This is a genomic window from Paenibacillus sp. Soil750 (assembly GCF_001428045.1).
Lineage (GTDB): Bacteria > Bacillota > Bacilli > Paenibacillales > NBRC-103111 > Paenibacillus_E > Paenibacillus_E allorhizoplanae.
In genome coordinates this window covers 37,070-49,823 of the sequence record NZ_LMSD01000007.1, presented here as the reverse complement: position 1 = coordinate 49,823, position 12,754 = coordinate 37,070, and the positions used below count along the sequence as shown (strand labels likewise).

General features: G+C 46.0%; 13 protein-coding genes. 11 read left to right on the top strand and 2 right to left on the bottom strand.

Going from position 1 to position 12,754, the window contains the following annotated elements:
• The first annotated feature begins 126 nt into the window (after positions 1 to 126).
• Both ASL11_RS08385 and ASL11_RS08380 read left to right on the top strand, forming a co-directional pair.
• Positions 127 to 1,278: a Gfo/Idh/MocA family protein gene (locus ASL11_RS08385; RefSeq protein WP_056612422.1), complete on the top strand. Its 1,152-nt coding sequence runs from the start codon at positions 127 to 129 to the stop codon at positions 1,276 to 1,278.
• 20 nt (positions 1,279 to 1,298) lie between these two features.
• The gene (locus ASL11_RS08380; RefSeq protein ID WP_056612419.1) at positions 1,299 to 2,372 is read left to right on the top strand and encodes a Gfo/Idh/MocA family protein; all 1,074 of its coding nucleotides are present in this window, start codon (positions 1,299 to 1,301) and stop codon (positions 2,370 to 2,372) included.
• Here ASL11_RS08380 and ASL11_RS08375 read toward each other — a convergent pair.
• Positions 2,317 to 3,243: a LysR family transcriptional regulator gene (locus ASL11_RS08375; RefSeq protein WP_056612418.1), complete on the bottom strand. Its 927-nt coding sequence runs from the start codon at positions 3,241 to 3,243 to the stop codon at positions 2,317 to 2,319. The genes ASL11_RS08380 and ASL11_RS08375 overlap by 56 nt on opposite strands.
• A 117-nt stretch (positions 3,244 to 3,360) precedes the next feature.
• Here ASL11_RS08375 and ASL11_RS08370 point away from each other — a divergent pair, with 117 nt between their 5' ends.
• The 4 genes from ASL11_RS08370 to ASL11_RS08355 all read left to right on the top strand — a co-directional run bounded on the left by ASL11_RS08370 (position 3,361) and on the right by ASL11_RS08355 (position 7,872).
• Positions 3,361 to 3,549, top strand: coding sequence for a hypothetical protein (locus tag ASL11_RS08370; protein ID WP_056612415.1), 189 nt, complete (start codon positions 3,361 to 3,363; stop codon positions 3,547 to 3,549).
• Between the two features lie 70 nt (positions 3,550 to 3,619).
• A complete protein-coding gene (locus ASL11_RS08365) occupies positions 3,620 to 5,305 on the top strand; it encodes a DNA repair helicase XPB (RefSeq protein ID WP_056612410.1) in 1,686 nt (561 codons plus the stop codon).
• A 17-nt stretch (positions 5,306 to 5,322) separates the two neighbouring features.
• Positions 5,323 to 7,341, top strand: a complete 2,019-nt coding sequence (locus tag ASL11_RS08360; RefSeq protein WP_056612406.1) for a helicase-associated domain-containing protein — start codon at positions 5,323 to 5,325, stop codon at positions 7,339 to 7,341.
• A gap of 81 nt (positions 7,342 to 7,422) precedes the next feature.
• A complete protein-coding gene (locus tag ASL11_RS08355) occupies positions 7,423 to 7,872 on the top strand; it encodes a YlbF family regulator (protein ID WP_157256856.1) in 450 nt (149 codons plus the stop codon).
• A 15-nt stretch (positions 7,873 to 7,887) separates the two neighbouring features.
• Here ASL11_RS08355 and ASL11_RS08350 read toward each other — a convergent pair whose 3' ends face one another.
• On the bottom strand, positions 7,888 to 8,892 hold the full coding sequence (locus ASL11_RS08350; protein ID WP_056612404.1) for an asparaginase: 1,005 nt from the start codon (positions 8,890 to 8,892) through the stop codon (positions 7,888 to 7,890).
• 47 nt (positions 8,893 to 8,939) lie between these two features.
• Here ASL11_RS08350 and ASL11_RS08345 point away from each other — a divergent pair, with 47 nt between their 5' ends.
• From ASL11_RS08345 to galU, 5 genes are all read left to right on the top strand, one after another.
• Positions 8,940 to 9,203, top strand: a complete 264-nt coding sequence (locus tag ASL11_RS08345) for a YlbG family protein (RefSeq protein WP_056612401.1) — start codon at positions 8,940 to 8,942, stop codon at positions 9,201 to 9,203.
• Between the two features lie 269 nt (positions 9,204 to 9,472).
• On the top strand, positions 9,473 to 9,910 hold the full coding sequence (locus ASL11_RS08340; RefSeq protein ID WP_056612399.1) for a hypothetical protein: 438 nt from the start codon (positions 9,473 to 9,475) through the stop codon (positions 9,908 to 9,910).
• 114 nt (positions 9,911 to 10,024) lie between these two features.
• Positions 10,025 to 10,936, top strand: coding sequence for a selenium metabolism-associated LysR family transcriptional regulator (locus tag ASL11_RS08335; RefSeq protein WP_056612395.1), 912 nt, complete (start codon positions 10,025 to 10,027; stop codon positions 10,934 to 10,936).
• A gap of 17 nt (positions 10,937 to 10,953) precedes the next feature.
• Positions 10,954 to 11,805 carry a PHP domain-containing protein gene (locus ASL11_RS08330; RefSeq protein ID WP_056612388.1) on the top strand — a complete coding sequence of 284 codons (852 nt, stop codon included), beginning with the start codon at positions 10,954 to 10,956 and terminating at the stop codon, positions 11,803 to 11,805.
• Positions 11,806 to 11,863: 58 nt separating this feature from the next.
• Positions 11,864 to 12,742: a UTP--glucose-1-phosphate uridylyltransferase GalU gene (gene galU, locus ASL11_RS08325; protein WP_056612386.1), complete on the top strand. Its 879-nt coding sequence runs from the start codon at positions 11,864 to 11,866 to the stop codon at positions 12,740 to 12,742.
• Positions 12,743 to 12,754: the final 12 nt, after the last annotated feature.

Genomic DNA, 12,754 nt, shown 5'->3' with positions numbered 1-12,754 from the left:
AATCGTGTGTAACTGTCAAAGTTCGCAATAAGGTAGTCAATCTGCGACAAGATGCCTCCTCTTAAATATGCTAAAGTGAAAACGTGCTTAATAATTGTGAATCTGACAAGAAAAAGGTGACGTACAGTGGAGAAAGTAAGGATTGGTATCGTTGGTCTAGGTAACATGGGAACTGGACATGCCAAATATTTAGTGAAAAATGAAGTCAAGGGCGGCGTTCTTACCGCTATTTGTGAACCGCGCGCAGATCGTCTAGAGTGGGCAAAGGAAAATCTTGGTGAAGGTGTCAAGCTATTTGACAATCTTGATGATTTTCTGGCTTCTGGCTTAATTGATGGGGTTTTGATCGCAACGCCTCACTATGATCACCCTGAAACAGCTGTACGCGCTTTCCAAGCAGGCCTGCATGTTATTTGTGAAAAGCCGGCTGGCGTGTATACCAAACAAGTGCGTCAAATGAATGAAGCAGCAGAAGCTTCAGGTAAAGTATTCAGCATGATGTACAATCAACGTACAAATCCTCTATATAAAAAATTAAAGGATCTGGTTTCTTCTGGTGAACTAGGTGAGATTCGCAGAACGAACTGGATTATTACCAATTGGTATAGATCACAAAGCTATTACGATTCAGGCGGCTGGCGTGCAACTTGGGCTGGAGAAGGCGGCGGTGTACTTATTAACCAAGATCCGCATCAACTGGACCTATGGCAGTGGACGATTGATATGATGCCGAAGCGTGTTCGTGCATTCTGTTATTTCGGGAAGCACCGCAATATCGAAGTTGAAGATGATGTAACGGCATTCGTTGAGTATGAAAATGGCGCAACAGGATTGTTCGTGACGACAACTGGTGAAGCACCAGGGACGAATCGTTTCGAATTGTCGGGCGACCGCGGTAAAATTGTCGTTGAAGATGGCAAATTGACGTTCTGGCGTTTGCGTGTTTCCGAAAGAGAATTTAATGAAACTTACAAGGGTGGCTTTGGTCAACCGGAATGTTGGAAATGTGAAATCCCAGTTGAAGGTACAGAAACAGGCCACATGGGTATCACACAGAATTTTGTTGATGCCATTCTTCATGGCACACCATTGATTGCACCAGGAGCAGAAGGCATTAAAGGGTTAATGATTTCCAATGCGATCATGCTCTCAACATTCACAGATAATTGGGTTGATTTGCCGATTGATGAAGATCTTTTTGAACAGCATTTGCAAGAGAAAATCAAAAATTCCAAATCAAGTAAAGAAGCAGGCTCCTTTAAAACACTTGATGTCTAAGATCATGGGGGAAATTCAATATGCAAAAAAATGATGGCATGAATTATGCGCCAAAAGGGAAACCGAACCTTGTTGTTCAAAAAGGGGAGTTTACCTTTGCAGTAATTGCGTTGGATCATGGTCATATTTATGGCATGAGTAACGGACTTCTTGAAGCTGGGGCTGAACTTAAATGGGTATACGATCAAGACCCAGCGAAAGTAGCGGCATTTGTCGCGAAGTTTCCACAAGCTCAGGTTGCTGCTTCTGAAGAGGAGATTCTTCATGATCCTGAAGTGAAGCTTGTCGCTTCCGCAGCTGTACCTTCAGAGCGTGGTCCTTTAGGGATTCGTGTGATGGAACATGGCAAGGACTATTTCACAGATAAAACACCATTTACTTCCCTAGACCAGCTTGCTGCTGCGAAGGCCGTAGTTGAAGCTACAGGACGTAAGTATGCTGTTTACTATAGTGAGCGACTTCATGTGGAAAGTGCGGTTTTCGCAGGTCAGTTGATTGAAGAAGGCGCGATTGGTCGCGTGGTTCAAGTTATTGGATTAGGACCTCACCGTTTAAATGCCTCAAGCCGTCCGGATTGGTTTTTCGAGAAGGATAAATATGGCGGTATTCTATGTGATATCGGCAGCCATCAAATCGAGCAGTTCCTCTTCTATTCGGGCTGTAAAGATGCGACAGTCGTAAGTAGTAAAGTTGCGAATTATCATGCGAAGGATTATCCAGAGCTTGAGGATTTCGGCGATGCGACACTGATTGGAGACAATGGGGCAACGAATTATTTCCGTGTAGACTGGCTGACACCTAATGGCTTAGGAACATGGGGAGACGGGCGCACATTGATTCTTGGAACTGAGGGTTATATCGAGCTGCGTAAATATATTGATATTGCTCGCGATCCGCAAGGGGATCAATTGTATCTAGTCAACCAACAAGGAGAAAAGCACTACAGTCTGCATGGACAAGTAGGCTTTCCTTTCTTCGGTCAGTTGATTCTGGATTGCATTCATCGTACAGAAAATGCGATGACACAAGCACATACGTTCAAAGCGGCTGAATTGTGCTTGATTGCCCAAGAGAAAGCCGTTCGTGTGGAGTAGTTTCACACATGAGCTGGATGAAGTTTGTCAAGGGTACAGATAATTGTCTTTTGGCATGATAGCATAATTGCACATTCAATTTAAAATTCGGGTAGTTCAGCGGTAATATCGCTAACTGCCCGTTTTGTGTTTCCGTCGTTACGGTCGTTCTTGGCAGTAAGCAAAGGCCGAGCCCATGCATGGCGCATTTTTTGATCGTTTCATAGTTGTTGATCTCATAGGTGAGTGTATACTGCACATTATGCTTACGCAGCATCGTTTCAAATAATTTCCGGCAGCGTCCTCCTGAGATGGACATCAGAATTTCAGCGCCATTGAGATCCTCTGGTACAATAGCCGATTTCGCGGCTAAGGGGTGATCAGGTGCTGCCACAATGACAAATTCCTCTTCCTGTATCGTCCTATAGATTAAATCAGGATCGCTGAGTTCCTTGTCGACGATGAATCCTAAATCGCATTCGCCTGCCTTCAGCGCACGGGACGTATCATTTTCCAATAATTCATTGATGGTGATTGTAATGTTTGGAAAGCACTTTTTGAAAGCGCCGAGGAACGGCGGCAGCATGTAGGAGAAGAGCGTTGTTTCGTGTGTGCCAATCATAAAGCTTCCTGTCGTTTGACCAGCTACATTGATTTTGGACTCCTCATATAACTTCAAAATTTTCGCTGCATATCGCAGTAAAATGTCCCCCGCAGGCGTAGGTCTCATCTTTTTATCGATCCGCTCGAAGATTTCAACCCCGTATTCGATCTCTAGCTTTTGAATTTGGGAGGTCACGCTAGACTGAGCGTATCCCAATTTTTCGGAAGCCTTCGTAAAGTTTTGCCATTTCGCTACTTCGAGCAGTGTTTTATATAAGGTAAGATCCATCCGTATGCACTCCTCAACCATCACAATTTTCGATCGAAACGATCATTTATTATAGATAACTCTGGTACTTCTTGCCATGTTAAAATCAATTCCAACCAAAGGATGGGGGGAATTACCATGTGGAACTTATACGATATAGAGAAAAAATTTGAGGCTCATGTGAAAGATGTTGAAGCGCGCGCGAGGAAAGCACATTGGTACACGAAAGAGGAGAAAGTTGGTGTGCGCCCTGGCGTAGTTGCAAGTTGGGTGTCGTTATTTGCCATCATGATTGTCGGGATTATCGCCGTGTATGAACTCTTTTGAGATACGTTAGCATGGAGTCCATGTTTAAATCAAGTACTTTCCCTTCATACTAAAGGAAAAAGGAGGGAATATGCGATTGACTATGGATCCTTCAAAGCCTCTGATTGTTCAGAGCGATTTATCTATCCTCCTCGAAACGAATCATCCTGAATTTGACAAGCTTCAAGGTAAGCTGGCTCGCTTTGCAGATCTAGTGAAAAGTCCAGAACATCTTCACACCTATCGGGTTACTCCGCTGTCTTTATGGAATGCAGCTGCAGCAGGCATGGGGTTGGAGGAGATGACAGCTTGCTTGCAGCAGCATGCCAAATTCGGTGTCCCTTCTGCTGTTCTTAGCATGATTCGCAAATATACGAAGCGCTATGGGATTCTACGCATGCTGCATGTGGGGAAGGAACTTTTCTTAGTAAGCGAGGATACCGTCGTATTCAAAGAAATTTGTGCCTATGAATCCTTGCAAAAATATCTCAAGGATGCCCGTGGTGAACGGGCTATTGCCATATCACCGAGCTATCGGGGGATTTTAAAGCAAGAATTAATGAAGCTCGGTTATCCAGTGGAGGATCTAGCCTCCTACCGCAGCGGCGAATTTCTGGAAATTCCTTGGCGTGAGGAAGATCAGATGGATGAACCGTTCCAACTGCGTGATTATCAAAAGCAAGCCGTAGACGCTTTTCAGCAGGTTGGCCATGGTGGAAGCGGTGTTCTGGTGCTTCCTTGCGGAGCAGGTAAGACGGTAGTGGGGATCGCCGCAATGGCGAAAGCAAGCTGTGCAACACTGATCCTTACCTCGAATGTAACGTCGGTGAAGCAATGGAAGCGCGAAATATTAAGTAAGACAGGTCTAACGAGCGACCAAGTAGGTGAGTACAATGGCACCACGAAGGAGATTAGGCCCATCACCATTGCCACTTATCAAATTCTAACGCACCGCGGGAGCAAAGAGGCTGAATTCTCGCACTTACGGTTATTTAGCGAGAGGGAGTGGGGCCTCATCATTTATGATGAGGTTCACCTTCTGCCTGCCCCCGTATTTCGTGCGACTGCGGAGATACAAGCCACGCGCAGGCTTGGTTTAACGGCAACGCTAATTAGAGAAGATGGCTTAGAGGGTGACGTTTTCTCATTGGTCGGCCCCAAGAAATATGACATGGCGTGGAAGCAGCTTGAAACGATGGGGTGGCTGGCCAAGGTGACCTGCCAAGAAGTGCGCGTACCTCTATCAATTATGGACCGTGATCGTTACCATGCCTCAGAATCTCGGCACCAGTTCCGGATTGCTGGGGAGAATACAGCGAAGCTTGCGGTCATTGATTATTTGTTGAAGCTCCATCCGGATGAACCGACGTTAATTATCGGTCAATATATTGATCAGCTTGAAGAAATTGCCGTTCATACAGGTGCTCCCATGATATGCGGCAGTATTCCTCACGAACGTCGAGAAGAGCTATATGAGCAATTCAAAAAGGGACAGCTCCCACTGCTCATCGTTTCCAAAGTGGCGAATTTCGCAGTCGATCTCCCAGATGCAGCAATCGCCATTCAGGTTTCGGGAAGTTATGGCTCGAGGCAAGAAGAAGCACAACGATTGGGTCGTATTCTTCGGCCGAAGCGAAATGGTGAGAACACAGCCGTCTTCTATTCGCTCGTCAGCGCAGACACGAAAGAACAGGATTTTGCAATGAAGAGGCAGCTTTTTCTTGTAGAGCAAGGCTATCAATATGAGATTACAAGCTGGAATGAAGCGATAAGATGAGGAGGTAGGCTTGGAAAATGAAGTACGAGCATGTGGAAAGGAAAATGCCGCTTTCGTTAAAGGAGTCTATTTTAAGACAACCCTGGTGCTCAGCACTCCGTACGTCAGGGGACTCTTTAGGAGAGATTCTCACGCAGCCTACTCACCTTGCTGAACTCTATCGTCAGCTTTCATCCGATGAGCAGCGTACGCTGCACCTAGTGATGTCGACGTTCGGCTGTCTGCCTTTTACTAGCGAGAGGTTGGAAAAAGAAGCGGTGATTCAAATGGCTGGTGCTCAAGTCAGTTTGGGGCTATGGGGACTTCGTCGTTATGGTATCATTGTTGCTTTCCGTAAATCATGGGGAGAACAGTTGTATACGTTGCCTGAGGATGCATTCTCAGGGTGGCAGAGCCTAGTATTTCCTACCGTATGGCCCGCCCGGCAAAATGAGTTAGACGAGTTAAGTGATCTCGATCTCAGCGAACGTATGGCAGATATGGATGAAGGCGTCTCTTCGAATCCACGGGGACTCGCGCAGCAATTGTTTCATTGTATGGTCAGCTGTTCGCGGCAGTCCGAACTTTCTCTTACGAATAAAGGAACTTTACATAAGAAGCAGTTGCAGAAGATTACAGAACATGTGAGTTTACCCGCAAGAATCCTCACGCAGTCAGGACTTACTTACGCATTCACGGACGTGTATGATGAGCCTGCTGCGTTGATGCTTGAATTGGGCATGCGGATGGGCTTTCTCTATAAGAATGAAGTGGGCAACCGGTTCCTATTCCATCATCGTAATTTCGAGAGTTGGCTTCAAAGCTCCTATGAACACCAACAAACTCAATTGTATCGTATTTGGCGGCAGGCATTAATTCCAGCGCCGGTTTGGCTCGAGCATGGGATCTCATTCATGGATAAGGCGACTGACTTACACTGGTACAGTTTTTCGGAGCTGATCCAAGCCGTGCTCTCTTGCTGCTCGATTGGACATAAACCGATGGACGAGGTGGCTCTTCGTCAGGAGTTGATGGCAGTTTGGATCAGGCCATTGTTTACATTTCGTTTTGTCGAATTGGCGGAAGATCAAGGGGGGGAACTTTGGTTCAGATGGCTGATCAAACCGCGGTTGATTACAGGAGAGGGTTCAGACTTTCACATCGAACGGTCTCTCCAAACCGAGCCCTCGCTCTATGTTCAGCCCGATTTCGAAGTGCTTTTACCACCCAATGCTTCTCTGGGCTTAGAGTGGGGAGTAGCCGCATTTGCTGACCTGCAGAACGCTGATCTCGTACGTACCTATCGTTTGACCAAAGAAAGCTTTGGGCGAGCGTTAGATCACGGTCTGAGGGCCTCAAACGTGATTCAAGTTCTGCGAGATCATGCTTATTATCAGGTTCCAGAACAAGTAATCATCACCTTACAGCAGTGGGAGGAACAGAAGGACAAGCTCTACCTAACAGATGTGACACTGCTTCGCTGTCAAACGAATGAGGTAGCTGAAGCTTTGCTTCGGAATGAGAAGTGCCGCAAACTGCTCGGAGAGCGCATGGGAGAAACTAATTTTATTATTTCACACGCGCATATTAAACATTTGACGAAATGCTTGGAAGCGATGGGGTTCCACCCCAATCAAAGTACAATTCCGAATGTATGGAGTGATGAAGAGCAGGAGATTCCATCATGGAATGAGCCTCAATTAGGTCTCTGTTACTCTAAAGATACGATTCAATTATATGAAATTGATCCGTATTTGCCGCAGCGGGAGGACTTATATCCAGATATGCAGCAAATTCCCATGAGTTGGATTAAAGAGTTACGCGACTATCATGCCTCTACTCGAAAGGATATGATTCGTAAAGCTATCGAATGGAAAAGTGTACTGCAGTTGAGAAAAGAAGGACGCGACTGCTTCATTATCCCCCGCATGCTGCGTGAAGATCGAACAGGTTGGATTCTGGAGGGGTGGGAAGAATATGAGGAGATCGCTTGGACCAGCGAGGATTGGAAAGAGATGAAGCTCATATTACCAGGAATCAACGATGGATCTGTGTGAGAAAAGGAAGAAAGTCTTGGCGAACTGTGATATGATAGAAGTGTTATAGACTTTTTCGCGAGGAAGGATGAGGTTGTCGTAATGTTACAAACAATGGAAACAGAAACACTGGATATGTCGGCTATCCTTATGCAAGCTTACGATATGGGTGATATGATTAATTCTTCTGCGGAAGTTGCAGATTATTTATATTGGAAGACCGAGGTCGCGAACAGCAGAGAAGTGAAAGATTTGCAAGCTGTGTTTGCTAGGAAGAAAGATGCTTTTGAGGAGTGCGAGCGTTTTGGGCATTATCACCCGAGCTATCATGATGCCTTAGCAGCTGTGAATGATGTGCAAGAGAAGCTCCTAGCTGTAGAGGCTGTTCGTAAGTACAAAGAAGCTGAGGATCGCTTGGATGACTTGTTGTTCACCGTTTCAACGACGATTGCTCACGCGGTATCAGATTCGATTAAAGTGCCAAGCAATAACCCCTTGCCAACCGGCAAAGGCTGCAGCTCCGGTGGAAGCTGCAGTGGGAATTGCGGTTAATGTAAGGCGACGGCGTTACAGGCAGAAATCGGGGCGGATGCGTCCGACCTCGGTTCCTTGCCAGTTGTGAACGGCAGGTGTGTGGAAATCCTTGAGCTCACTGACCTCGGTTTCCGATAGATAGCCTAGCTGCTTTAAAGCTTCAGTGACTGCGGGATACAAGGCACGAATGTTACCATCTTCTACCTTTAAGACGAAGCCGATGGCTTGCTCAGGTATGGAGAGGGCGAAGATTCCTTCAGCGCCCATTTTGCCTATGACTCGACCCTTTGTAACCTCGATTAATCGCGTATCGAAGCGGTCGCTTCCTGCGAGGAATTGAGGATATTTTCGCACAGCATTGACAATTCTCTGGCAAGCGTTTGCACGCTCTGCAGATAGTCCTTGGGGGCTGCCCAATCGGGCAAAAGCGAGCGCGAGATGGTTGATCGGCATCCCAAACACTGGGACGCCACAGCCGTCAATTCCGAGCTCCATCTGCTCCTTAGGCACATCTGACATGGCGCTCACAGCATCTAACATTAACACCTGAACAGGATGCTCCGGGCTCATATAGGTGTCTGGTGAGGCGCCAAGATGGCTGCTTAAGGATAGCATACCCGAATGTTTGCCCGAGCAATTGTTGTGCAAAGTTGACGGGGACTCTCCCCGTTCACGCATCGCTTGTGCAGTTGGCGCATGGTACGGCTCATGCGCACCGCATTGCAGATGCTTGGCATGATACCCTAGCTTGCCTAGGATGCCGCGGGCCGTGCTTACATGCTCATCTTCCCCATTGTGGGAAGCGCAGCATAAGGCAATTTCGGTCTCTGTCAGGCCGAAATGATCAGCCGCGCCGGATTCAATGACCGGCAAGGCTTGAATCAGCTTCGCTGTCGAACGGGCGAAGGTGAGCAGGTGTGGATCGCCTGCACTGTGCAGGAGCGTTCCTTGGTTATCGACAACAGCAAGGTGGATGCGATGTATGCTTTCTGTTATATGTCCGCGAGACACGCGGACAATAGTGTCTGATGGCTTCATGTTGTGAGATCACTCCATACTAGGATTATTGAAAAGAGGTTGCAATCATGATGATTGAGCGAAGCGGATTAATCATTTGGGTAAACGATATTAAAGCCGCCAGGAATTTGGAGCGGTTCGGTTCCCTTCATTACATATCCAAGAAAATGAATTATGCAGTTCTTTATATACATGCCAGCAAATTGGAAGAGACCACACGCAGCCTACTCAAGTTACCTTACGTCAAGAAGGTAGAGAAATCATATCGTAATGAAATTAAAACAGAGTATAGTAGTGATGTTCCTGACAAAACTAGATTTTACACGCTTTGAGGCTGCAGTGCAAAATGAAAGCTTCGTGAGAAGCTTTTTTCTTTTTTTTTCTCATTATATGGATCATGGTTAGTCTTGTTTGAATGACTTTGTTAGAAGTTTTCTCAATTTTCCGAAAATTAGGCATAGTTTGTTGTCTTCATAAATACTTATTAATAATTTTATATATTCTTCCATGGGAAAAAAAGTTATAATACAGTAAAATATAACTTACAGAACTTCAGGGAGTAGGTATTGAGTCCCATTTAAATAGGAAAGGGGATGTGATCATGAAAGATAAGGTTATGGGGAGATGGAGTACTTACGAACCATTCTTCGTACAGCTAGGTGATAAGAAAGTGGCGGATATCGTGATCACGAATCATGCTAAGCTGAGATGGAGCGATCGTATTTCTAGCGATAACAATTCACTTGAGGAAATCTGTGCGTTTCTTTGGGAGAAGCTTAAAAATGATAGCATGGTCCCTTATTATCGGAACGAAGAAGACGTCTATCTGATTGATGATGATTTGGTGGTCGTGGCCGAATTCTCCCATTTGGAACATGAGACGGATCTTGTAGGCAATCCTCTGCACAAAATGATCATCGTTACCTTTCTTGGCAAAATGTCAGAGACCATGGAGCTGCGCGATTTGAAATCGTACTATTCCTGGTTGAGACACTCTCGTCGTATGACCTTAATCAAGAATAGTCGCAAGCGGCGCTAATCATGTCATTGAGCAGAGTATGTCTGGAGCTAGGGCAGACATACTCTTTTTTGTCGTCTTGATGGACTGTACGGGTTCGATTTCATATAATGGAGCAAAGAGAGGCGGTATATCATGGCACTTAATTTTCATCAATTACACATTTTCTATACCGTAGCGGAAAAAGGCAGTTTCTCACATGCAGCCGGTGCGTTACATATGACACAGCCTGCCGTGACGATGCAGGTACAGTCACTTGAAGATTACTTTGGTGTGAAACTCTTTCATCGCAGCACCAAGAAGATCGAACTGTCCGAAGCGGGACGAGCTTTACTGCCATTTGCCAAAAATAGCATTGAACTTATTCGAGACACCGATGTTGCAATGTCGAAATTTACAATGATGATTGAAGGGCGGCTTCAGTTAGGTGCCAGCTTAACGATGGGGGAGTACATTTTACCACGGCTTCTTGGCCCCTTCAGCAAGGATTACCCGAACATCTCTGTTTCAATGAAAGTAATGAATACGGCACAAATCTTGGATGAAGTGCTTAGTCATCAACTCAATTTCGGCCTTGTTGAGGCACCTATTCATCATCCGGATGTTCATACCGAACCAATTCTTAGCGATGAGCTGAAACTAATTGTCCCTTCAGATCATCCGCTAGCAGATGCCCCGGTTGTTACGTTGGAAGAATTATTGAAGTATCCGTTTGTTCTGCGTGAACAGGGCTCAGGTACTCGGAGAGTTATGGAGGAGGAATTCGCTCGCTGCAACATGGATTGCTCCTCGATGAAGATTGTAATGGAGCTTGGAAGCACTGGTGCCATCAAATCGGCTGTTGAAGCGGGATTAGGGATTTCTATTCTTTCGCAATCGTCCGTGAAGCATGAGGTAACGCTAGGTCTATTTAAAGTGAAGAAAATCGAGAATATCGTGTTTGAGCGAAGCTTTTATGCGATTTATTTAAACTCGACCTTGCTGCCTATTTCGGCCGTTAGCTTCATGACGTTCTTGAGACAAGAAGATTTAAGTCGTTTTCTATAAGAAGGACGGGGGATTGAATGGAAGCAGACTTACATTCACATACAACAGCTTCAGACGGGACGCAGTCGCCGAGAGCGAATGTCGTTATGGCTCTAGAAGCAGGATTAGGGGCAATTGCGATTACCGATCATGATACGATTTCGGGGGTAGCGGAGGCACTTGTGGCAGGCTTGGAATTGGGCATTGTCGTTGTTCCTGGGGTAGAAATCTCAACGGTTGCCAATGGTCAGGATATTCATATTCTGGGTTATTACATGAACATTGCCGATGAACAATTTCTACAACGCTTATCGTCTTTACGTGAAACAAGGGATACCCGCAATGAGATGATTATTGCACGGCTACAGGAGCTTGGCATCGACATTACGATGGAGGAAGTTCTCAAAGAGGTTGCCAATGTGAAGCGCAAAGGTGATACAGTTGGCCGACCGCATATTGCTGCTGTGCTCATGAATAAAGGCTATGTGAGTACGATAACTGAAGCTTTCGATCGCTATTTGGCTACTGGAGCGGCGGCTTACGCCAATCCACCTCGTATCGAGCCGGCTACAGCGATTACGTGGATTCATGAAGCTGGCGGCAAAGCGGTGCTTGCACATCCCGGTATTTATCACGATGATGCTCTAGTAGAGGTCATTACTTCACAAGGATTAGATGGCATTGAAGTGTATCATGCTGATCATTCGCCAGAAGATGAGGAAAGATATAGACTTCTTGCAGAGCGTAAGGGGCTGCTGATTACGGCAGGCTCTGATTTCCATGGTGTACGTGGTGATACGGCTTTCCACGGGGCCATCGGTTCGAAACGCATTGGCATGGATGTCGTGGAGGTTTTAAAGTCAAGCGCATGCTTCCGAAGCGAGTTTTGAGGTTGCCATTTTACACTTCGCTTGCACGGGTTACTCAAAACTTTTAGGAGGATCTTTCATGAAAAAAATTCGGAAAGCCATTATTCCCGCGGCGGGACTTGGTACTCGGTTCTTGCCTGCAACTAAGGCGCAGCCAAAGGAAATGCTGCCCATCGTTGACAAACCAGCGATTCAGTACATTGTAGAAGAAGCGATTGAGTCCGGCATTGAGGATATAATCATCGTTACAGGGCGTAACAAACGTGCGATCGAGGATCATTTTGATAAATCTGTAGAGCTTGAGATGATGCTTGAAGAAAAAGGCAGCACTCAGCTGCTGGAGATTGTCAAATCGGTGTCTAATCTAGCGGATGTTCATTACATTCGTCAGAAGCAGCCGCTTGGCTTGGGTCATGCTATTCTCTGCGCGCGCAAATTTATTGGAGATGAGCCATTCGCTGTATTACTTGGGGATGATATTCTTCAATCTTCTCCGCCAGGGCTTAAACAGATGATGGATATTTATGAGCAGACGGAAACCTCCGTCATTGCGGTTCAAGAGGTGCCTTGGGCTGATGTTAGCAAATATGGGATCGTTTCTCCTGCGACGAGTTACGAGAACTATCGATTGATTGAGGATCTGGTAGAGAAGCCTGATCGTGATCAAGCGCCTTCGAATTTAGCAGTAATTGGCCGCTATATCATTATGCCGGAAATTTTCCGCATTTTGGAGCGTCAAGAGCCTGGCCGCGGCGGTGAAATTCAATTAACGGATGCACTCCGTGTGCTGAACAAGGAACAGCAGATGGCGGCTTACCTGATGCAAGCGAAGCGCTACGACGTTGGGGACAAGCTGGGGTATATTGAAGCAACCATTGAACTCGCTTTACAGCGTCCGGACTTGCAAGAACAAGTAAAGGCTTATTTACTATCATTAATTAAGCAATGGGACTTGTAGCAGTGGTGATTT